The sequence below is a fragment of the Bradyrhizobium ganzhouense genome (genome assembly GCF_049949285.1).
Classification (GTDB): Bacteria; Pseudomonadota; Alphaproteobacteria; order Rhizobiales; family Xanthobacteraceae; genus Bradyrhizobium; species Bradyrhizobium ganzhouense.
Map to the genome: position 1 here is coordinate 3,392,087 of NZ_CP181318.1, position 25,248 is coordinate 3,417,334.

The window sequence follows — 25,248 nt, forward strand, 5'->3', positions numbered from 1 at the left end:
CTATAACGTAAGGTCCTGACCGCCAGAGTGCGTCATGTCTGCCTTCTCGCGCCTATGAGTCCACGCCCTAGCTGACCGAACGCTGCTCGGCCGGCGCGAGCAGGTCGTCCAGCGCGCTCATCGACGCCGCGCGAAGTGCGGCCAGCTCGCGCGCTGCATCCTGGCACTCGGCGATCGGCATCGTTGGCGCTGTCAGCTCGATGTCACGGCAGCGCTCGAACAGGCGGACGAGGCCCAGCGCGCTTGCCGCGCTGCCGAGCTGGTGCGCGGATCGCGCGAGCTGCCTGTGGTCGCCGGCCGCGGCGGCCGCAGTGATATCGGCGATCAGTTTTTCGCTGGTCTCCTGCAGTAGATGATGGAGCTTCGCGATTTGCGTCGGTCCCAGCAACTCCTTCTGGTCGTCGAGAAAGTGCCGGTCGATCAATGTGCTGGGCGCAAGCGGTGCGTCGGTCGCGCCATCCGCGGGCTCATCCTCGATCGCCTCGCGAAGCGCGTTGATCAGGATGGGCTTGCTGACGACCCTGGTGATTCCGGCGGCTGCGAGCCGCTCGCGGGTGCTGCGCGACACATCGGCGGTCACGACGATGATCCGCGGCATCGGCTGCAGCGGAAGCTGCCGAATGCGCGCGGCTGCCTCCACGCCATCCATGTCGGGCATGTGCAGATCCATCAGGATGATGTCGAATGCCTGGTTGCCGGCGATCGCGACCGCTTCAGCGCCATTCCTTGCGATCGCGGAATGGTGGCCGAGCCGGTTCAAAATGGCTTCGCCGACCTCGCAATTGACGGGGTCGTCATCGACCAGCAGCACGCGGCGCTGCCGCGATGGCGGTGACGGCGCGCCTTGCGCGATGCCGCTGGCGGCGTCACGAAGCGGAACGAGCAGCGTGAACACGCTGCCTTTGCCCGGCGTGCTCTCCACCGTCAGCTCGCCGCGCATCAGCCGGGTGAGGCGGCGCGCGATCGCCAGTCCGAGCCCGGTGCCGCCGAACCGCCGCGCAATGCTGTCGTCTGCCTGCACGAAGTCCTCAAAAATCCGCTCGTGCATGTCGGGCGCGATGCCGATGCCGGTGTCACGAACGACGAGGCGAAGCAGCGCATGATCGTCACGCCGCTCGGCTGTCGCGCTCAGCGAGATACCGCCGCTCGGGGTGAACTTGATGGCGTTGCCGATCAGGTTGAGCAGGATGCGGTTGAGCCTGACGGGATCGCCGTGCACGGAGGTGCTGACCGTCGCATCGCAGTCGAGGTCGAAGCTCAATCCCTTGCCGAAGGCTTGCGGCCGCATCAGATCGGCCGCGGTCTCGATCAGCTGGTCGAGACGGAAGTCGCGCGTCTCCAGCACCTCAGCGCTCGCCTCGAGGCGGGCATATTCGAGAATGGCGTCGACCAGCGCGATCAGCGTCTCGCCTGAGGCTGCGGCGGTCGCGAGGTGGCGGCGCTGGACCTCGCCGAGGCGGCCGTCGTCGAGCAGCTGCAGCACGCCCATGACGCCGTTGAGCGGCGTGCGCAGCTCGTGGCTGACCACGGCGAGGAAGCGCGATTTGGTTTCGTTGGCCGCGACCGCGACGCTGCGTGCGCGCTCGGCCGCATCGTGCTCGGCAAGGGCGTGATCGCGCGCCTTCTCGAGCTCGGAGGTCCGTTCGATGACCTTCCGCTCCAGCGTCGCATAGGATTCGCGCAGATGCGCCGCCATCCGGTTGAACTGGTCGCCGAGCGCCTCGAGCTCGTCACCCGTCCTGATCGCGAGCCGCAATCCGAGATCGCCACTCTCGATCCGCCGCGCACCCTGCGTCAGCATCTGGATTGGCACGGTCATGCGCCGGCTGAGCCAGAGCGACACCAGGGTGGCGATGGCCAGGAGCGCGATCAGCAGAAACGTCGACCGTCCGATCGAGGCGTAGATCGGTACGTAGGCTTCGCTGAGCGGAAGCTCGACGAACACCAGCCAGCCGAGCGAGGGGACCGTGGCATAGGTCGACAGCACGCGTTGCCCCGAAAAATCCTCTTTGATCAGGCCGCCGGAGGGCGGCCCGACGCCGTCGAGGGCGGCGCGTACGTCCGGATGCCCGGAGAGATCGCTGCGGCGGAGCGCCGGCCACAAATCGGGATGCGCGATCAGCACGCCCAGGCGATCGACCACATAGGCCTTGCCGGTGTTGCCGACCCTGATCCCGGCGACGAGGTCCCAGATGAAGCGCAGATTGACCTCGGCGATGACCACGTTGGGCTCGCGGCCGACACCGCGGGTGGCGATCGTCATGAACGGCTCGGTGTCGCCGAAGAAGTAGACCGGCCCGTAATAGGCCAGGCGTTCATTGGCGCCGCGGAAGGCGGCAGAGGAGGAGTGATCGGCGTTGCTGCCGACCCTGTCCGCCACGCGGCGCGACACGCGCACGTGCTCGCGGCCCTGCGCATCGAGCTCGGTCAATTCGGCGATCGCGGGCGAGAGGCGCATCAGGCGGATGGCGTTCAGGCGCTCGTCTTCGTTGGTCGAGAGTTCTGCGGGCAGGCGGGCGAGCCATCTGATCTGGTTTTCGATCTGGCCGACGAACTGGCCGATCTGAATGGCCGCGCTTGCGGCCTGCTCGCGCTGGGTCGCGGCGAGAAGCTGCTTCTGCTCGCGATAGGAGAACCAGACGTCGAAGCCGGTGTTGATGGCGAGCGCGGCAAAGGCGAGGGTGACGATCGAGTAGAGATATTTGCGAAACAGCCGGCCCGGAGGCGCCCGCAAATGTCCCTGGTCGGCCGTCTCGTTCACTCGCGAATCTCGTCGGCGCGCACGAGCAGCGTGAACGGGATCGTCAGCCCGAGCGAGGTGGCAACGGTGCGGTTGATCAGGAGCTCGTATTTCCGCGGCGATTGCACCGGCAGATCGCCGGCCTTGGTGCCGCGCAGGATGAGATCGACATAATCGGCCGAGCGCACCTCCAGCGTCGGCCCGTAGCTCATCAGCCCGCCGGCATCCATGAAGTAGTGGAACGGATAGATCATCGGCACGCGATATTTCGCGGCGGTGGTGACGATCGCCTGCCGGTTCGCCACCAGAAAGCTGTCGACGAGCGAGATCATCGCCGCCTTCGGCGGCTCGGCGAAACGGCCGATCGCGCCGTCGATTTCGGCGGCCGTGCTGATCGGCGTAAGCACCACGGTCACGCCTGCGGCCGCGGCCTCCTGCTCGACGGAGTCAAGGTAGAAGCGCCCGGCGCCAGGCGTGCTCGCCGGATTGAACAGGACGCCGACGCGCTTGATATCCGGCACGGCCTCCCTGACCAGCTGAAGCCATTTGCCGCCCATCTCGGGGGTGCTGCTGGTGAAGCCCGTGACGTTGCCGCCGGGATGAGCGAGGCTTTGAACGAAGCCATTGCCGACAGGGTCGTTGGATGTCGCGAAAATGATCGGGATGGTCTTGGTGGCGGCCATGACGGCTGCGGTTTCGATGGTCGAGCCGGTGAGGATGACATCCGGCTTGAGGTCGATGAGGTCCGCGATCGCGGCCTTCATCTTGTCCGGTCCGCCGAAACTCGAGCGGATCTCGAAACGGTAATTGACCCCTTCGACCCAGCCACGCTGCCTCAGGCCCGCGAACAGCGCACCGAGGCGCGTGGTCGTGCTTTCGGTCATGCTTCGCCTGGTCAGCTCGTCGTCGAGCGACAGGCTGGTGATCGAGGCGACGATTCGCATCCGATCGGACGTTGCGCCAAGCGCAAAGCAGCCCGCGGCAGTTGCGCCCGCAAGGCGAATGAAATCGCGGCGGGCGACCGCCGGCACAACGCGGGCAGGAGCTGGCCGCTCAGTCATGAAATGTTTCGCAAAAGTTGTCCCTGACCGTGTGCATAACGCGAAAGCCTGGCGACCACAATTGATGAAAAAATGCGCTTATGAATGCTCATTCGCAGCCTTCGGCAGTCCGATACCGTATTGGTACGCGCCTTGGGAATCGCCGTTTCGAGCTTTGTCTGCTCCGTGACGCTTTGTAAGGCCTTGTGCGTTGCAATATTTCCGTCCCGGTTGAGACGGCGTTTCGCGGAAGCCGATTAACGAACTGCCGATTTTTGAGTCGTTGTTTCAGGTTTGATTTCGAAGGTTCACGATGCGCAAAATCTACCTCGTCCCGGCCTTGGTTGGCCTTCTCACCATCGTTGCAGCCGGGCCCCTGATGGCCCAAGGCGCTCCCAAGCAGAAGGCCGCGGCGGCGCCAAAGGCGGTTGCGGCAGGCGCCTCGCCAGCCGCCGCAGCCCCAGCCGCTGCGGCACCGGCAGCCTCGAGCGAGAGCGCTCCCGCCGACGACAAGATCAAGACGATCGACGGTTTCCGCTCCGCCAAGTTCGGCATGAACGAGGCCGACGTGCGCGGGGCAATGGCCAAGGATTTCACCCCGAAGGCCGACGCGATCAAGTCGCAGGACAATCCGTCCGAGCTGACCCACAGCGTGCTGCTCTCCGTTCCGGATCTGCTGCCGAACGGCGGCACCGCCGAGCTCTCCTATGTGTTCGGCTACAAATCCAAGTCGCTGATCCAGATCGGCGCGGTCTGGTCCAAGGGGACCGATGCGGCCATGACGGCGGAGAAGCTGTTCTCCAATGCCAACATCCTGCGCGCGCACTTCCTCAGCGAGGGCTTCAAGCCCGACTCCATCGCGGTCAACATGCCCGTCAACGGCGGCATCGTGATGTTCCGCGGCAGCGACGCCAAGGATCACTCGGTGATCCTGCTGCTGCAGGGCACCTTCGAGAACAAGGACAACAACCAGCGTGTGCTCACGCCGACGAGCCTGCTGCTGTTCTACGTCGCCGACGCCAAGAGCCCTGACGTCTTCAAGCTTCCGCCCGGCCAGTTCTGATCACGGGCCGTCTCACATCATTCTCCCACCCAGTCGTGGATCGGCGCCAATGCCGATGAAGAGGATCTGAAATGCGCAGACCATCTGCGAGGCGAGCCAACAACGAACGGATGCTGCAAGGACTTGCACGCTTCCGTTCGATGTCGCTGCTCTGCGCGATGCAGATGGTCTTCCTGCCGGTGTTCAGCGTCCGCCTTCAAGCGCAGACGGCGAATGTCATCGTTCCGGACGGCCGCACCGGCACTGCCTTGCAGACCTCCGGCAGCGTCACCAACGTCACGACGTCGACGGTGTCGGGCGCCAACGCCTTCAACTCGTTCTCGCAGTTCAGCGTCGGGCAGGGCAACACCGTCAATCTGCAACTGCCGACCGGCACGCAAAACCTCGTCAACATCGTTCGCGACGCGCCCGTCTACGTCAACGGCACGCTGAACTCCTACATGAACGGCGCCATCGGCGGTAACGTCTACTTCGCCGATCCCAAGGGCTTCATCGTCGGCCGCAGCGGCACGGTGAACACCGGCAGCCTCAACGTCTCGACGCCGACGCGCGAGTTCACCGACAGCCTGATCGGCCCGGGCGGCGCGATCAACGGCACCGCGGTCGGCAATCTAATGGCGGGCTCGTTCCCGGTCTCGCCGGACGGCAATGTCAGGATCTACGGCCGGATTAATGCCATCGACGGCGTGCGCCTGACCGGGCAGAACGTCCTCGTCGGCGGCGCAAGCCAGCGCGACATCGCCAATCTCGACCACGCCGCGAAGTTCGCCGCATCCGTCAACTCCAAGGGCCTGCGCAGCGCCAGCGCCATCACCGTGAGCAATGGCTCGATCCATATCGGGGCCGTCAACAACGCCACGATCAACGGGCGGCTGACCGCGCGCAGCAAGACCACGACGCCCAGCAACATCACCGTGACGGCCGGCAACAGCATCGAGATCGGCAAGAACGCGAAGCTCACCACGGCGAGCAAGACCGGAGACGCCGGCAACATCACGCTGAAGACCCAGGGCGACCTGACCGTCAAGAGCGGCGCCAGGATCGATGCGAGCTCCGCCAAGGGCAATGGCGGCCTGGTCGACCTCAGCGCCGATGGCAAGTTCGATATCGGCAGCAAGGTCCAGATCAATCTGGCGGCGCCGACCGGCAAGCACGGCACGCTGGTCCTCGATCCCGTCGACATCGTCATCGGCGACACCGCCCAGGGCGACGCCGGTGTCAACATGTCGAACGCGACGGTCGCGGCCGCGATCTCGGCGCTGAACGGCACCGGCACTTTCACGCTGTCCGCGAGCAATTCGATCACGATCGATCAGCATGGCCGGGTCGACGGCGGCACCGGCGGCGTCAACGTTACGCTGAGCGCACCGACCCTGACCTTGCTGGCCGGCAGCTACCTGCGCGGCGATACGGTGTCGCTGGATTCCGGGGCGAGCGGCACCATCAATATCAACGCAGCCGCCAACGGTGGCGCGCAGATGGTGACCAACACCGCGCTGCGGTTCATCGCCGCGCATCTGGTGCTGACCAGTGCGAGCACCGCGTTCGTGGGCGACGGCACCAGTTCGGCCAACAGCAACGCGGCGGGCTTCATCTCGAATGCCACTGTTGCCCGCTACTCCGCGGCGATGGGCGGACTGGGCGACCTCACGCTGAGCGCGACCACCGCCCTGACCGTTGACGGCACCGGCATCATCGATACACGCCGCCTGGACGGCAACGGCGTTTCGAACGGCAAGTCGCTCGACGTCGCACTGACGGCGCCGACGATCACGATCGCATCCGGCGGCCGGGTGCTGGCGCAAGCGAACATCACCACGGATACGATCTACGCATCCGGCAACATTTCTCTCGACGCGACAGGTGGCGCGCCGGGCGCTGTGACGGTGGCCGGCCTGCTCTCCGGCAACAACATCACGCTGAAGGCGACGTCGGTCGCGCTGAATTCGGGCGCGGTGCTCGACAGCCGCAGCATCGACGCCAACGGCAACGCGTTGTCCAATTCCGGCGACGTCTCGGTTACCGCCAACACCATCGTCGCGGCGGCCGGCAGCAGCATCCTCGCCGGTGCGACGAATTCCGGCAGCAACACCTTTACCGGCGGCGCCATCACGCTCGACGCGTCGGCGGCCTTTGGCGGCACCGTCGCCGCCGGTGGAACGCTGGCCGGCGCAAGTGTCAGCCTGCTGGCTGGCGCCTCGATCAGCATCGGGGCGGCGGCGCAATTCAGTGCGTCGGTGCCGGCAGGGACGGCCTCGATCACGTTCCAGGCGCCGGCCGTCGCCGTGACCAGCGGCGCGCAATTCACCGCGGGTGCGGTCGTTTACAACCTTCAGCAAAACGCCGTCATCGTCGGGGCTTCGGGCGATACCAACGCCTCCGCGGCGGGCTTCCTCTCCAATGACGCTGTCGCAGGCTATGTGGCCGCGCAGGGCGGTCACGGCGTATTCACGCTCTCCGCGCTCAACTCCATCACGGTTGACGCCAATGGCATGATCGCCGGCGGAGCCGCCGACGTGTCGCTCAAGGCGCCGAACGCGATCACGTTGGCCGGCGCGAGCACCGTGACCGGCAACAGCGCTGCCATCAACGCCAGCACCGTCTCCATCAACGCCGGGGTGACCGGCGGCGCGGTGCTTTCGTCTTCGCTGCGTCTCGTCGCCACCACTCTCAGCCTTACCAGCTCGGCCGATATGGTGGTGGGTGCCACCGGCGGTTCCGGCGTCAACCTGACGACAGACACGATCAACGGCTATCTGACCACCGTCGGCGGTCAGGTCAGCGCGCTGCAACTCAGCGCAAACTCCTCGATCACGGTCAAGAGCGGCAGCGTGGTCGATCTCCGTCACGTCGATAGCTCTACTGGAAATACGACCGGTGTATCCGGAAACCTCGCGCTGACGGCGCCGACGATCACGGTCGAGACCGGCGCCGGTCTGCGTACCGACGTCCAGAACGTCGCGAACCAGACCTACTATACGCCGGGAACCATCACGCTTTCCGCGACGAACATCACAGCTGGCGCTGGGACCATCAACGGCGGCGTCGTGACGTTCAACGCCGGGGCCGGGACCATCCACATCGGTTCCACAGGGACCGATGTGAATACGCTGTACCTGAGCAATGCGACGATTTCGAACTATCTCGCTTCACTGGCCGGCTCGAGCACGTTCGCGCTGAAGGCGACCACAGCGATCTACGTCGACAACGGCGCCAGCATCGCCGCCGGAGCGTCGCGCAACGTTACCCTGACCGCGGGAGGGTTGCTGTCGTTCTCCGGCAACGCGACCCTGACCGGCAACGCCGTCGTGCTCAATGCCGGCCGCACCGGCACGCTCGCCGTCAATGCAGCGTACAATTGCACCGACGCGAACCATTGCGGCACGACGATCACCGCGCAGTCGCCGTTGCTGCTGCTCGCTTCGCAGGTCAATTTGACCAGCACCAACACCGTGGTCATCGGCGATGCATCGACCGACACCAATGCCAATGCTGCCGGCTTCATCGATAATGCGACCATCGCGCGTTATGTGACGGCGCTGCGTGGCAATGGCTTGCTCTCGATTTCGGTCATCGACCCGGTTTCGACGACCACCTCGCTCACCGTCGATGCCAGCGGCAGGATCGATGGTACGATCAAGGACGCGAGTTCCCACTCGACCGCCAACGGGATCAACATTTCGCTGTCGGCGGCCAACGTGACGGTCGCCACGGGCGCCGTGATCGACGCCCAGGCCGCCAACGCGGGCGGCACCACCTACAGGTCCGGTACCGTCAATATCGCCGCCTCTTCCGTTGCCTTCGTCAACAACCCCGTCAACAATCCGCTCAACCTTCCGGACCCGACGACGGGCGGCGCGCTCGTCATCAATGGCACGATCAAGGGCGGCGCGATTTCACTTGCCGCCGGCGGCATCACCGTCGGTAACAGTGCGTCGCTGCTGGTCGATACCGGCCGCAGCGTGCGCTTTGGTTTCTGGAACGGGGAAAGCGTCGACAGTTCGACTGGTAACAACGGGTCGAGCGGGGTCCTGTCGAACAACGTGATCGCGAGCTATATCGCGGCGATGCAGGCAGGCGGGACCTTCGTCCTGTCGACGCTGGGCGACTCGACCCTGCACCTGAGCTCGACCGCCGTGATCAACGGCGGCAGCACCGTTAATATTGCGCTTTCGTCGAAGGCGCTTGGGGTTGCGAGCGGCGCCCAGATCCTGGCGGGGGCGGTCGGCGTCAGCTTCGACCAGGACAACGTCTATATCGGACCGGACACCGGCGACAGCAACGCGAGCAATACCGGGTTCGTCAGCAACTCGACGATCGCCAACCTGATCCTGGCGGCTGCCGGCTCCCACGCGTTCTCGATCAGCACCAACGGCTCGATCACCATCGATAGCGGCGGCATTATCGATACGCGTTTCCTTAACGCTGGCGGCTTCTCTCAGCAGAGTGCGCTCAACGTTACGCTGAGCGCGCCGACGATCTCGATCATGCAGAATGGCGAGATCCGGGCGCAGGTCATCAACAACGGAACCAGCTTCACCAGCGGCGACGTCAGCCTGACGGCGAACGCCAGCCAGACGCTGCTGTCGGGGCTCGCGAGTGCGACCACCGGCATCACTGTCGACGGCAAGATCACCGGCGGCAACATCACCATCAAGGCCGAGTCGACCGCCATCTCGAATATGAATACGAGCACGGCCGCGGGCTTTTTCGCGACGGTGGCGGAAACGGTCGGGTCGCTGTTCTTTGGCGTCAACGGCGGATACGTCGCCGCCAATACGGTCGCCAAGGTCGCGATCACCAGCAATGCCGACATCACCGGCTCCGGCAACGTGCTGATTTCGGCCCGCGGCACCCAGGACGCCGAAGACCCCGTCGTGGCGGCCGGCTTGATATCGCCGGTTGGCGCGGCTGTCGTTGTCGGCAACGTGACGGCTGATGTCTCGACCATCGTGTCATCCGGCGCCAAGATCAGGGCCGGGCAGGGTCTTCTGATCGGCGCCGCCACCGACACCACGCTGAACGTGTCGGCGCTTTCGATCACGACATCCGGCATGTTCCTGGCGACCACCGCGATCGGCATGGCCAACATCAAGACCGCGGCGACCGTCAATTCGGGCGCGACCCTCTCCAGCGGCAGCCAGGGCCTGCAGGTCTCGGCCAACAACTTCAGCAACTTCCAGGTCAGCGCGACGGCGTTAGGATTTAGCCCGCTGACGACCTCGACCGATCCGGGCGGCGTGGGCGGCGCGGTCGCCTTGAGCAATATCAATGTCGCCACCACGGCGACGCTGGGCTCCAACTTCGGCGCCAACGGTGCCAACCAGGCCGGCAACGTCCTGGTGGCCGCCGCAACCGATTTTGCGAAGAACTCGACCAGCGCGTCGGTCACGCTCGGTTCGCCGGGATTGCTGGGCACCATCATCAACGGGTTGTCAGGTTCATATGACGGCTTCCGTGACCTGGCCGGAGCCCTGTTGACCCCGTTCTCGGACAAAAAGCTGCCGTTGAAGGCGGCAGGCTCGTTGTCGCTCGCGACGACGTCGGAAGCGGCCACCGCCGCCATTGCCGCGACGAACGGCAGCTCTTCTGCGCCGCGGATCTACACCAACGGCGACGTCGCGGTCGTCAGCCAGTTGATCGATGACCAGATCCGAAACAATTCGTCCTCGACGGTGAACGTTACCGGGGCCGACGGTCCGAAGGTTGCGATTGCCGCCGCTGTCGCAATCGGCCAGTTCTCCCACAACTCAAACGCCTATATCGGCGCGAACGTCTGGGTCACCGCGGCCGACATCGGCGTCGCGGCCTTGACGACCATTCCCAACACCAATTCGTGGGGCCAGTGGAATGGCGTGAGCGACACGTTCGGCCATCTCAATGCCAATTTCGGCGTCGTCAACAATATCGTCACCACCTACGCCAACGCGAATTCCAGCGGCGGCGGCACGGTCTCGGTCGCCGGCTCGTTCGCCGATTTCGGCCTGAACGACAACACCACGTCATGGGTCGGCAGCGGCGCGCAACTGTCGTCCACGCGGGCCCCGAGCAGCACGGTCGGCTGGACGGCGTCGTCGTTCACCAACATCGACGGCGTCAACATTTCGCAGGGGTTCGCCTCGGCGCTGACGGTGTCGGCCTACACCTACAACACGTCGATCGACATCGGCGGCGTCTTCGGGCCGCTGGTGCTGCTGCCCGGTTCCGACAGCCCCGGTACGGCCGCGGGCGGTACGCTCAACCTGATCCAGTCGACCACCAACACCATCGCCGGCGTGTCGTCGGGCGTCCTGCTGAATTCGCTGAGCGACGTCAGCGTGACCGCGAACACCACCGATCTGATGTTTGCGATCGCGCCGACATCGGGATCGTCGACCGGCAGCCTTGCGCTGAACGGCATTGTGTCGATGGCGTTCCTCGCCAACACCACCCATGCCTCGATCAGTTCGATGGCCACCGTGATTTCGCCGCGATCGGTGCAGGTTTCCGCCAACCAGAACGTGTCGCTGTTCTCGCTGTCGGGCGCGATCCAGCTCGAAACCGTGTCCGGCGTGGGCGTCTCCGTGGCGTACATGACCGCGCTGACCGATACAGCAGCTTTCATCGGCGACAACCGCAACGACATCGTCGGTGGCCCGTTCAGCGACGACGATGCGAGCGCCATGAGCGGTTCGGGCGGTCAGATCACGACCAAGAGCCTGCAGGTCGACGCCGCGACCGCGGGGCGGGTGACGGTCGCCGCGGTGGCGGCCGTGGAATCCGACCCGTTTGCCCAGATGGGGTTCGCCAGCAAGGTAAAGACGTTCTACGGCGCTTCAAAGTCCACCGGCTTCATCGGTTCGGTCGATGCGGTCAAGAATGCCGCCGGGCAGAAAGGCGGTTCGTCCAAGTTCAGCATCGATATCGCGGGCAGTTCGGCGGTCTCGAGCACGGGCCTGGACACCACGGCCTTCATCAAGGGCGTGACCGTCAATAGCGGCAATCCGTATGGGTTGACTGACGCGCCCGCGATCCAGGTCCAGGCGCTGAACGACACCATCATCACCAACGGTTCCGGTGCCGCCGCGCTCAACCTGGCGGGCGGCAGCGCGATCAGCGCTGCGATCGCCGGTGCGATTGCGGTCGCGCTGTCCAGCAACTCGACCACGGCCTATATCGCCAATTCGACGATTACGGATGTGACCGCCGTCAACGTCCAGGCGCTCAGCGGCGGTTCGCTGACGGCGGTGGCGCTGGCGCTTGCCGCGACGCGAACCGGCAACGGCGCGTCGGTGTCGGTGTCGGTCGGTTCGATCTCGGATACCGCGACCGCCTATATCGACAGCTCAACCGTCACCGGCCTGAGCGGCGGCACCGCCGCCGCCAATGTCAACGCCTACCAGACATCCAACATCGCGATCGGCGGTGGCTCGCTCTATCTCAACGGCGACAAGAACGCGATCGGCCTTGCGATCACCTATGCCGAGATCCGCAATCCCGGCGGCGGCAACGCCGTGGACGCGCACATCTCCAATTCCAATGTCGGCGGATGGAATTCGCTGACTGTCATCGGCGACGACGCCAGCGTGATCGCTGCCGGCGCCGCGTCCGGCGGTTACGCCGCCGAGAACGGATTGGCAGGCTCCATCGTCATCGACTCGATCAGCCCGAGCGTGCTGGCCTACATTACCACGAGCACGATCGGGGTCTCCGGCGGCAACGTCAATGTCAGCGCCATCAGCCTCGATAACAGCGGACTGGACAACGCGCTTGCGACGCTGGTGCGCTCTTCCAACAACGGCCAGCTCGCGGGCGACAACTGCGTCACTTCGAGCGGCTCGCAGGCTTGCGTCGATTTCAGCGGCGCGGCGCTCAACGGCGGCGTCGGCGCCGGGCCGGGCGCTGCGATCACCTCGATCGCCGGCATCGTCCAGGTCGGCAAGAACAACATCGGCGTTTCCATCGTCGTCGATGCCATCTCCACCAGGCATTCGGCCTTCGTCACCCAGACGCAGATGACCGTGACCACCGGCGACGTGCTGGTGGCGGCGGAAGATTCTTCCAAAATCCAGTCGGTCGGGATCGGCTTCGGTCTGGCGACCGGAAAATTTGCCGGGCAGGGCAGTGCGGTCATCAGCACCATCCGCAACAACGTCTCGGCGACGATTGGTGACGGTAACTCGACCAACACCAATACGGTGATGAACGCGAATAACGTCACAGTGCAGGCGCTCGACCGTTCCTCGATCATCTCCACGGCGGCGGTTGCGGGCGCGTCCACTGAGGGCAACGCCGGCGGCCTCTCGATTGTCTATAGCGAGATCGACAACCAGCTCAACGCCGCCGTCACCGGTGCCAAGATCATCGCCAGCAGCGATGTCGGCGTCAGTGCCACCTCGAACGCCTCGATCTCGACGGTTGCGGTCGGTGTCGCGCTGTCGTCGCAGGTCGGCCTTGCCGGTTCGGTCGCGACCAACCTGCTGGGCACCAACGTCACGGCCAGCATCACCAGCGGGGCGGACGTCACGGCCAACAACAATGTCGGGGTGATCGCCAGCAATTCGGACAACATCGTCGTGTCCGCCGGCGCGCTCTCGATCTCCAAGGGCGCGGCCGGCGGCGCCGGCTCGATCGTCACCAACCAGATCACCGGCAGCACCTCGGCCTATATCAGCGGATCGAGCACCAAGGTCGACGCGCTCGGAACCAGCTCGACCGACACGCTGTCGGTCAACAGCGGCACGCTGGCGCACGCGAACGATCTCAGCGGCTTCCAGGCGCCGACCGACAGCACGCCCGACCTCAGCGAGACCCAGGATACGGTAAAGGGCCTCGCGGTGGTGGCGAGCTCGCACCAGGCCGTCGTGACCAATGTCATGACGATCTCGGCGGGCACCGGCATCTCGATCATGATCAACCCGATCACCTCGGTGCTGAGCGGGTCGACCAACGCCTATATCGACGGCGCGAGCATCGACACGCGCCTGACCAGCGCGAGCCTGCTGCCGCAGATCGACGTCGCCGCCTCGAGCTTCTCCTATTCCGGCGCGTTCGGCGCCGGCATCGTGCCCCCGACCGGCACCGGTGGCGGCGGCGCGACCATCATCTCGACGACGATGTCGCGCACCACGATGGCCACCGTCACCAATGCGACCGTCGGCGGCCTGTCGGCGACGCCGTCCGCGACGGTCGGCGCCGTCACGGTGAAGGCCAATGCCGAGCAGGATGCGTCCTCGATCGGCATCGGCTTCAACACCGGCTCGGTCGCCCTGAACATCTTCGCCGCGACCACCGAGGCCTATGTCGACGGCGGTGTGCTGACCGCGTCGTCGCTGACCGTCAACGCCAACGACACCACCGCCATCTACTCGGCGGGTGGCTCGGCGGCCTATGGCAGCCAGGCCGCGGTCTCCGCGGCCTTCCTGGTCCAGGTCTCGGCGAACCGGACCGAGGCCTATGTCGGCGACGAGTTCTTCTATCATGGCGGCACCACGACGCACACGACCGCGCTCAATCTGAGCGGTGCGCTCGACGTCGAGGCCAACACGGTCGATCGTTTCCAGGCCTATTCGGTCGGCGGCTCGCTCGCGACCGGGGCGGCCGCGATCGCCGGCATGGCGAACATCGAGATCGCCAACAACACCACCATCGCCGGTGTCTACGACACCACGCTGCTGTCGCCCACGGGTGGCACGGCCGGCGCGGTCACCATCATCGCGAACGAGGATGTCGCGATCAAGGAGATCGCCGGCGCGCTCGCGATCGGCGCCAGCGGCTCAGGCGTCGGTGTCGGCGCGGCCGCCAACGTGCTGGTCTTCAAGAGCCAGACCATTGCGGAAAGCGTCAACAGCAGCCTGAACTCCTCCGCCGCGATCAATGTCAGCGCGCTCAGCACCAAGGAAGTGCTGTCCTACGCGGTCACCGCGGGCGTCGGCGGCAGCCTCGGCATCGGTGCGACGGTCGGCGTCATCATCATCGGCGAGAACACGGCCGATTCCGACACGCAGATCCAGGAAACCGGGCAACTGGATCAGCGCGACAGCAACGGCCACAACGCCGGCACCATCACGGCGGTCAACAACAGCACCAGCAATTCGCACGGCAGCGATGCCGTTGCGAGCGGCACCGCCGGCAATCCGAACAACGCCCATGTCACCTCGACCTACGACGTCAGCACCGTGCTGGTCGGCGGCGCCGACGGCGTCACCGCGCAGATCGCGGGCGGCAGCGCGACGGGCACGCAGGTCAATGTCGGCGCCACCAGCGCCAATGCGACCAAGATGTATCTGCTCGGCGCCGGCTTCGGCAAGAATGTCGGCATCGGCGCAGGCATCGGCTACACCAGCGTCAACAGCCGCGTGACTGCCAATCTGAGCTCGGCCGTTACCGCGCCGTCGGTCATGGTTGCGGCGGTGGTCAAGGACGCCGGCTCCGGGCCTTATGCCGGCCAGACCATCAACACCGAGGCCATCGCCGGTGGTGCTGGGCTTTACTTCGGCGCGGATGCCGCGGTGGCGGTCGGCAACGTCTCCAACCACGTGACGGCAGAGCTCGGCGGCTCCGTGACCGGGACGGGCGGCGCCGGTGTTGCGGTGATGGCGCAGGATTCCACGACCCAGATCGTCTTCACCGGCGGTGTCACCGCCGGCGCCGCGGCGGTCGGCGCCTCGATTTCGACGGCGAGCCGGTCGAGCACGGTCTCGGCCGACGTGCTGCAGGGTGCCAACGTCAATACCTCGACGCTTGCGGTCGGCGCGCAAGGCGCGGGCACCTTGACCACGACGGCGACGGCGCTCGGCGGCGGTATCGTCGCAGGCGTCGGTGCCGACGCCGAGGCCCACGAGAATTCGAGCGTGACCGCCGATATCGGCACAGGCTCCACGATCGCGACGTCCGCGACCGGGGTGGGTACGCTGGTGTCGGCGTCGATCACGCCCAATCTGTCGAGCAGCGCGATCGGCGTCTCGGTCGGCGGCGGTGCGGTCGGCGTCGCCGTCGCCCAGTCGACGGTCGGAGCCCAGGTCACGGCCGATATCGGCGACAACACCATCTTCTCGGGCGGCGCGGTCTCCGTGGCCGCCATGGCACTGGTCCCGACGGGCGGCACGACGACCTACGCCTGGGCACTCGCAGGTGGCGGCGGATCGCTGATCGGCGCCCAGGGCAGCTACGCCAAGGCTTCGGAGAACGCGACGGTCAATGCCTATGGCGGGACCGGAATTACGCTTCCCAACGCAAACGTGACCATCGCAGCCGAAAACGACAGCGCCCAATACGCGGAGGCGACCGGCCTTTCGACCGGCTTCCTGGCCTTGGGGGCGAGCGTCGCGCAGGTATCGTCCAGCGCGCACACATACGCCTATCTGGGGGCGGGTGCGATCACGTCGGCGTCGAATACGGGTGTTCTCCAGATCACCGCGACCGGCGTCGATGCCAACGTCGCCAATGCGGTCGTCGGCGCGGGCGGCACCTATGCCGGCGCCGCGGCGGTGGCGACCACCAGCTCGACCGCGACCACCCAGGCGCGGATGGACGGTAACGGGACCGACGACACGCTCTATTTCGGCGGTCTCAACATCCGCGCCAAGCACACCACGAACTATGCCGCCAGCGGCGACGCCTACCAGGCCTCCACGGCCGGCGTCTCCGGCGGCAGCGCGCAGAACGATGTCACCTCGACGACCACGGCCGAGGTCGGCACGCACCTGATCATCAACTCCGCCGGCGGCGACATGGATGTCATCTCCAACGACATCGTCAACCAGGCCGGCGGCGGCGCGCGTTCGGGTTCGGGCGGCATGTTCTCGGGCGCGGCGGCGCTCAGCAACTCGACCGTCACCCAGACCGTCACCACCAATATCGATGCCGGGACGGTCCTGAGCCTCAACGATGATCCGCGGACGTCGAACGCGGTGATCAACATCGAGGCCTACAACACGCTGAACACGAACGACACGGTGAGCCTGGCCACGGCGAGCTTCTTCGCCGGCGGCGGCGCCGAATCCGACATGACGGCGAACGCCACGCTCCAGGTCAACATCAATGCCCGCGAGCTCTTCAGCGCAGGCAGGATCTATGTCGGCACGGCCGCGAAGATGGCGGCGGCCAACAATGCCAACGCCAGTCTCTACGGCGCGATCGCCGGCGTCGGCGCCAGCACCAACAGCTGGGTTCACGCGAACCAGGCCGTCAACGTCGGCAGCAACGCGAAGGTCGAGGCCTGGGGCGACATCACGATTTATGCGGGTCTCGCCGGCGACGGCAGCGTGTTCAGCAGCGTGCAGGCGACGGCGACGACGGTCGTCTACAACAACACCGCTATCCCGATCTCCGCCCTGTACCGCGGCACGGCCAATGCCGACGACACCACGAGCCTGACGCTCGCCAACACGTCGAGTGTGCTCGGTGTGCAAAACATCTATCTGGGAGCAACCCAGGCGCAGGTCACGGCCGCCGGCAACGGCAGCAACTACAATCCGTATCTGGACATCTTCAGCGCCAAGAACAGCGATAACCACAGCCACACCAGCGGAACCGGCGATGTCGCGCTCAATGGCCTGGTGGTGGCGGGCATCAACGACGATCTGACCATCACGATCGAGCTGGGCGCCACCGCGCCCACGCTGAGCACGACCAGTCCTTACTCGTCGCTGACCAACAGCGGCGCGTCTGTTCTCGAATCCGTTTCCGACGTCAATCACTTCAGTCCGGTGATGAGCTGGAACCACCAGACGGTCCAGTACACCGTCGTCTCGAGCTTCAATCCCTACCAGCTGATCGTCAACCAGCTCGTGACGCTGACCGGCCTGACCGCGGCGCAAATCCGCTCCCAGCTCTCGACGTCAACGACCGCGAACCCGGCCACGATGTCGCCCTCCGGGACCGATCCGACCGGCGACATCCAGCGCCAGATCAACACGCTGATCCAGCAGGCGCCCTTCACGACCGACGCTGCAGGCAACGCCTTCGCGTTCGGCGACATGCTGGTGTCCGCCGGCAACGTCTCGATCCTGGCGCAGAAGCTGACCGGAAACAGCGGCACGAATCCCGCGGCGCCGGCCGTCATCGCGCGCAGCTCGCCGTTGATCAAGATCGAGAACAAGGGTCTCGACTTCATGGACCTGAACAACCTCACGATCACCAATGTGAGCGGAGGGAACATCACCTATCGCCAGATCGACCATGTCGATCCGGATTCGCATTCCAACGTGACTTTCACCGCTACGCCGAGTGCGTCGCCGCTCATCGACATCTCGGCCACCTACAACCGTCTGGATGCCGTCACCGGCCAGGCCGTCGACCAGAACGGCAACGCGCTCACCAGCACGCCCGACCTCTATCTGGACGGGGCCATCACCAACGACAACGGCGTGCTCAAGATTACCAACAATTCCGGCAGCGTCGTCGCGTCGCAGGCCATGAATGCCGCGACCATCCAGATGGTGGTGCCCAAGGGATCGTTCACCTTCCTCGGCGGTCTCGGGAGCTTCAAAGACACCAACGGCAGCGTCGCCGACCAATGGGCGAGTACCGAATTCAAGCCGGGGGACCACGACACGCTCACGGCGGTGATGCTGGCGGCGACCTATCTCGGTGCCTACGGCGACTACGCGACCAGCCCGCATATCGCGGACGGCGGCAATCACCCGTATTTCTACTACTGCTGCGTCGACGGCCATTCCGGCGTTCAGCAAACGGCCGCCAACAGCACGGTCTTCACTGCGCGCATGCTGGATCTGTACTACGACGGCACGTCGCTCTATTCGGCGATCTTCCTGCCGATGGGCCAGGGCGCGCCCGGCGACGGTAATCCCAACGCCGGCAGTGTGCCGAGCACCGCCACGCTCGCGGCCATCGAGGGGCCGACGATCCAGACCATCACTAACGCGCCGTGGGAGCGAAACACCTATACGGGCCAGGGCGTCTTCAGCAACACGTCCAACGGCACGAGCAACTATTTCTCGCCGTTCAATTGCTCGGGATGCGGAGACTATTTCCAGGTTATCAACATCCAGCCGGCAGCGATCACGCCGATCACCGCGGCTGCGCCGCGAGTCCAGCCTCAAAACGATCCCCAGATCATCGGCAAGGCGATCATCATCTCGGCGTCCGTGATCAACATCAACGGCACCCTCCAGAGCGGATCGAGCAGCAATTATTCGGTCAACATCGGCGCCAACGCCCTGAGGGACATCAACCTCCTCAAGAGCGGCGCAGGCCTTGCCCAGGCCCAGGCCAATGCGCAACACGGCGTCTATTGGGATATTCCAGTTGGCGATCTCACGACGTCGGGCGCCGGCGACGCCACGATCGGGGCCAAGTACAACGTTCTCACCGACCAGATCGTCCTGAACAGCGTGGTGCAGGGTTCCGGCGGCTACATCTATTTGAACGGCAAGATCATCTCGACCTCGACCCAGGACGGCCAGTTACAGGGCAAGCTCGTGATCAACGGCGGCGCCGGCACGGTCACGGTCAACAACACCACCGGCCTGCAGCTCGTCACCAACACCATCAACACCGGGGTCACCACCCCGAGCGTGATCGAGATCGTCGATCAGCTCAAGCAGCAGACCAAGTGGTACGTCTTCGATCCCACCGCTGCGGCCGGTCAGCAGGTGTCGACCTATGTGACCAACAGCGTCAATGCAAACCAGTACACCGCCTCGATGCTCAACGGCGTCAGCAGTACGGCAGGCGTCCAGTACGCGCCGCAGGCCGATATGCTTTATCAGTGGGTCGACACGGCGACGCTGGATCGTTCGCCGACCAGCACGCAGTTCGACTACGGCTGGACTTATACCGGCGCGCAGCCTTGGAACCGCACGGTCAGTCTGGTGTCAGGTACGCAGGCCTCCAACTACCAGGAAGTCGTCACCGCGACCGGCAGCTATTACATTCCGAACGACAGCAGGCCGGGCAACAACGGGCAGAACACCCATTCCGGCAAGTGCTGCGGCGCCGACGGACAGTACAATTGGTACCAGGAGATCTACACGCACCTGACCCTGACGCTGACCAACACGGTCAAGGCATCGAACCCGATCAACATCCAGTTCAACGGCGGCAGCACCAGCACCGTTGCGGTCAATTCGAACTCCAGCATCGTCCTCAACGGGTCGGTCAACAATCTTCAGGGCACGACCTCGTTCGCGGCCACCGGCGCCAACTCGTCGATCACGGTCGGTGCGAACGCGAACAACCCGGTGATCTCGGGCACCAGCGTCAGCCTGTCGGCGCCAGGCGGCATCGGCACGCTCGGCGCGAACGGTGTTCCGGTCCAGGTGCAGCTCTATGGCGGCAGCCTGACTGCCAATTCGGTCGACCATGACATCTCGATCGCGGCGATCGGCGCGCTGTCGATCAACCAGGTGAAGGTAAGTCCGACCGTCGCGGGCAACGCGCCGCAGGGCAGCGTCTTCCTGTCAGCCATCGGCGACATCAATTCGGCATCGCCCTACGACGTCACCAACCCCGTCGTGATCGGCAAGAACATCGAGATCGACTCCGCCGCCGGTGCGATCGGCGCGACGAGCAGCGTCGTCAATGGTGCGTCGACCCTGACCAACATCAATCCGCTGGTGATCCAGGCGACGGGCACGGTTCAGACCAACGGCACCGTCGATGGCGGCGTTCTCGACAGTTCCTCGGCCACCGGCGCCTACATCATCCAGTCCAAGGGCGATCTGCGCCTCGGCACGGTCCAGTCGACCGGCGGCCCGGTCTTCCTGGAGGCGGCCGGCTCCGACGGCAACCACGCCAACATCCTCAACGGCCGGGCGGCGGCCGGTATCTCCGCGGCGGAGAGCGCGCATCTCCAGGCCGTCTGGGCCAATCTCGACCTGCTCAACGGCAATCCCGCCACCGCCGCCGTCAACAGCTACCAGTCCATGGTCACGTCGGCCTATAACGACTACTTCCAGCTCAGGAACATCGCCTTCACGAACGGCAGCACCTACAATCCGACCTCGGTGGGTCTGACGGTGCTGCGGGCGCAGGTGGCGGCCAAGCTCGGCATTGATCCCACCAACGTCACGACGACGCAGATGCAGGTTGAGGCGACGACGCGGTTCCTGAGGGATCAGTTCCTGCTCGGCAAGATCTCCACCGACCAGCTCAACAGCTCGTTGACGACCTTGCTCGGCGCGGCACCCGCCGATCCGCTGGCGACCGTGTTCGGCAGCTCGCTGTCGACGACGCTGTTCGCAAAACTGTTCGACGGTGTGGCGACCGCCAATCAGCGGCTGCCGAGCAACGCGGCGCTGCAGACGGCGCTGAATGCCTACAATGCGAACTATACCTACACGCTCGCATCGACCGAGGCGGTCTACAGCATCATCACGGCGGGCGCGCAGTGGACGCAGAGCCAGCTTGCCTACACGGTCTCGTCGTCGGCCGTCGGCGCGGCGCCGCCGCCGATCGACACGAACGTCGCGGCCAATATCAGCGCAAGCCAGATCATGCTCTACGCGCCGCACGGTTCGGTCGGCAACTCGGCCGCGCCCCAGACGTTCACCTTCACCAGCGTCGATTCCTCGTCGCTGACTACGGCTCAGAGGGGATTGCTCTCCTCGGCCGGTCCCGGTCAGCTCACCGTCGGCGCGACCACGGACCCGACGACCCATGTCGTGACCTACACGGTCAGCCTGTCGCAGCAGAATCTCGTCCTCCTCGATAACCCGACCGCGATCTCGGCCAACGCGCTGTCGAACATCTATCTCGGCAGCAAGAACAGCCTCACGCTCGGCGGCGTCACCGCGAGCTACGGCCCGATCGCCGCGGCGCAGGCCAACGGCATCCAGGTGACCGGCCGCGGCGACGTCAAGCTCGATGCCGTGACCGGCATCACCGCTGCCGCCGGCGTGACCGGTGTGCCTGTGATCTCGGGTGATATCGCCAACCTGACCCTGATCGCCGAGCACGGCAATATCGGCGCTCCCGGAGCCGCCGGAAGCAATCCCGCGAGCAACGCGAATGCGATCCAGATCGCCTTTGCCAACCCGGCCAACGACCAGCTCGACCAGGTCTCGTCCGGGCAGGGTATCTATGTGAAGCAGACCACGGGCGACCTCATCCTCGGCAACATCTCCGCCGGCAACGAGATCCAGCTTGCCGCGACCGGCAGCATCTATGGCGAGGCCGGCTTCTCGGACCGCAGCGCGATCCATATTCTGGGCACCGACCTCGATCTGCGCGCCGGCGGCAATATCAGCTTCAACGGCTCGACCTTCCAGCCGCTGCAGGTGAACATCTCCGGCGCCGTCACCGGCTCTGCAGGCGGCGATTTCAGCCTCCTCGCGGTCACCGGCGACATGGGGGTCGGCACGAGCGGTGCCTATGGATCGCTGACGGCGGGCGGCGCGATGACGTTGAACGTGGCGCGCGGCGCGCTCACCATCAATGCCGACCTCACCAGTGACGGCCTGATGCAACTCCTTGCCAACCGCGGCATGACCTTCACCGCCGGCACCAGCACGGCGCCGGTGGTTGCGACCAGCACTTCGGACGGGGTGACGCTCGTGGCCGCGACGCTGTCGATGGGCGCCTATTCTGCCATCAACGCGGCCGGGGTGATCTCGGTGACCACCACGGGCGATGCGACGATCGGTCAGCTGAATTCGTCGCAGTCCTATGCCGCGGCCGGCAACGCGCCGTCGATCATCGTCACCGCCGGTGGCGTCGCCTCGCTCGGGGCGATCATCGGCAATGGCGACGGTCAGACCAAGTTCGTCGCGTCCGGCTCGGGCAGCGAAGTTTCGCTGAGCGCGTCGAACGGCATCGGCACTGCGACGGACCGGTTCATCTTCAGCGCGGCGCGGCTGTCGGCAAGCGCGAGCGCCGGCGACATCTACCTGAAAGCGCTCACCGATACCGAGGCGGGCCTGCTCTCGGCGGTCAAGGGCAACGTCGACATCCTCGGCACCGGCGGCCTGACGCTCGACCAGGTGGCCGCGGGCACGGCGACGGGCGCGAGCGGCAGCTTCAGCGCCGTCACCGCCAACGGCAGCATCGTGATCGGGACCGCCAGCAGCAGCGGCTTGCAGACGATCCACGCCAGCCAGAACGTGACGTTCAACGCGCTCGCTTCCACCGGCAATGCCGGCGACGTCGGCAACATCAACGTCACCGCCGATAACGGCTTCATCCTGGCGCAGACGGTGACGTCGGGCGGGGTGACGACGCTGGGCTCGCTGTCCGCCAACGGCTCGGCGACGCTGCTCGCCGCCACGACCATCACCGGCAACACGCTTGCCGCGACGACCGGCTCAGGCCTGCTGACCGCCGGTGGCCCGATCAATTGGAACGTCCTCAACGCCGCGACGACGCTGGGCGCGACCGCGGGTCAGGGCAGCATCACCTTGCAGACCGCGCAGAGCGGCGGCACGCAGACCATCCACGCCCACGATAACGTGACCTTCAACGCGCTGACGGCGACCGGCACCAACGGCGACGTCGGCAACATCAACGTCACCGCCGATAGCGGCTTCATCCTGGCGCAGACGGTGACGTCGGGCGGAGTGACGACGCTGGGCTCGCTGTCCGCCAACGGCTCGGCGACGCTGCTGGCCGCCACGACCATCACCGGCAACACGCTTGCGGCGACGACCGGTTCAGGCCTGCTAACCGCCGGCGGCCCGATCAACTGGAACGTCCTCAATGTTGCGACGACGCTGGGCGCCACCGCGAGCCAGGGCAGCATCACCTTGCAGACCGCGCAGAGCGGCGGCACGCAGACCATCCACGCCCACGACAATTTGACCTTCAACGCGCTGACGGCGACCGGCATCAACGGCGACGTCGGCAACATCAACGTCACCGCCGACACCGGCTTCATCCTGGCGCAGACGGTGACGTCGGGCGGGGTGACGACGCTGGGCTCGCTGTCCGTCAACGGCTCGGCGACACTGTTGGCCGCTACGACCATCACCGGCAACACGCTTGCGGCGACGACCGGCTCAGCCCTGCTAACCGCCGGCGGCCCGATCAACTGGAACGTCCTCAACGTCGCGACGACGCTGGGCGCCACCGCGAGCCAGGGCAGCATCACCTTGCAGACCGCTCAGAGCGGCGGCACGCAGACCATCCACGCCCACGACAATTTGACCTTCAACGCGCTGACGGCGACGGGCCGCAATGGCGACGTCGGCAACGTCAACGTCACCGCCGATAACGGTTTCATCCTCGCGCAGACGGTGATGTCAGGCGGCGTGCCGACGCTGGGTTCGGTCACGGCCAATGGCTCGGCGAAGCTGATCGCCGCCGGCACCAACATGGGTCATAACCTCACGGCCTCGACCGGCAACACGCTTCTGCAGGGCACCGTCGTCAAGTGGGACAACCTCAATGTCGGCGGCACGCTGGACATCACTGCGACGGCCGGAGGGATCACCCTCGGCACCGCCATCAGCGGCGGCACGCAGACCCTGCATGCCCACGACGACATCGTCTTCAGCCAGCTCACCACGACCGGCATCCCCGGCGATGCGGGTGACCTCATCGTCAAGTCCGACGCCGGCTCGCTGCACGGCGGATCGATCACGGCCAACGGCGATACCCGCTTCGATGTGGCCGGGTCAGTCTCGTTCGACCGGATCAGCGGCGACGTGGTCAAGATGACCTCGTCGGGCGACCTGACCATCAACTGGGTCAGTGTGGTCAGGGAGCTCGATCTTGCCGCCGACACCATCACTGTCAGGGGCGAGCAGGTCCGCTCGAACCCGCCGGTTCCGCTGATCCTGAATATCACCGGCTCCAATGGTGGCGTCGCCAAGTACGCCAACATCTCGATCGATCCTGATACCATCATCGTCAACAACTTCAGGGTGGTGGATGCGAACTTCCTGACCGATGCGCACTCCGTGACGATCCTGAACGGCTACGTCCCGGGCCAGCTCCTGCTGACCACGGCGACCGAGCAGGTGCTGCTGAACAACCGTACGGTGGCGCCGAACAATGGGCCGACGCTTCAGCTGTACCAGCCGGACGGCGTGTTCACGATGAGCCAGGTCGGCAACGCCAACGTCACCAACGCCTATGTGGTGTTCTACACCGGCGATATCTCGGCCAGCGTCACCAATTACGGGTCGAGCCACGCCTGCTGCAGCAGCTACACGGGCGCCAGCATGGCGCGCAACATCGCCGTCGACGGCGAGGGCTATGAGAGCATCGATACCTGGCTGGCGCAGAAGGGCGGGGCAGGAACATTCTACCAGCTCGGTCTCTCCGGCCATGCACGGCTCGACGCATTGCTGTCGCCGCGGCCGGTCGAGACCATCGGGTCTGGTCCCGCCGTGAACGTCGAAGGGCTCAGCGACATGCGCAAGCTGCGCCGCCAGGGACAGCGCGCGGGTCGCCCGGGCTGGAAGGATGCAGCAATTGGTGCAATGACGAAGCCGGCAGTGAGTCGCCTCGCGGAGGCGTGGTAA

Annotated in this window: 4 protein-coding genes; 2 read left to right on the top strand and 2 right to left on the bottom strand. The window is 65.5% G+C overall.

From position 1 onward, the window contains the following. Positions 1 to 67: 67 nt before the first annotated feature. Both ACLFLU_RS15465 and ACLFLU_RS15470 read right to left on the bottom strand, forming a co-directional pair. Complete coding sequence (locus tag ACLFLU_RS15465) at positions 68 to 2,761, bottom strand: ATP-binding protein (RefSeq protein ID WP_426413025.1); 2,694 nt, start codon at positions 2,759 to 2,761, stop codon at positions 68 to 70. Further along, entirely contained in the window at positions 2,758 to 3,801 is a 1,044-nt protein-coding gene (locus ACLFLU_RS15470; protein ID WP_426413026.1) for an ABC transporter substrate-binding protein, read from the bottom strand. The genes ACLFLU_RS15465 and ACLFLU_RS15470 overlap by 4 nt, the downstream gene beginning before the upstream one ends. Before the next feature lie 292 nt (positions 3,802 to 4,093). On the opposite strand from ACLFLU_RS15470, the gene ACLFLU_RS15475 reads away from it, so the two are divergent. Together ACLFLU_RS15475 and ACLFLU_RS15480 are read left to right on the top strand one after the other, a co-directional pair. Continuing rightward, on the top strand, positions 4,094 to 4,843 hold the full coding sequence (locus tag ACLFLU_RS15475) for a hypothetical protein (RefSeq protein WP_426413027.1): 750 nt from the start codon (positions 4,094 to 4,096) through the stop codon (positions 4,841 to 4,843). Positions 4,844 to 4,914: 71 nt separating this feature from the next. Further along, entirely contained in the window at positions 4,915 to 25,248 is a 20,334-nt protein-coding gene (locus tag ACLFLU_RS15480; protein WP_426413028.1) for a leukotoxin LktA family filamentous adhesin, read from the top strand.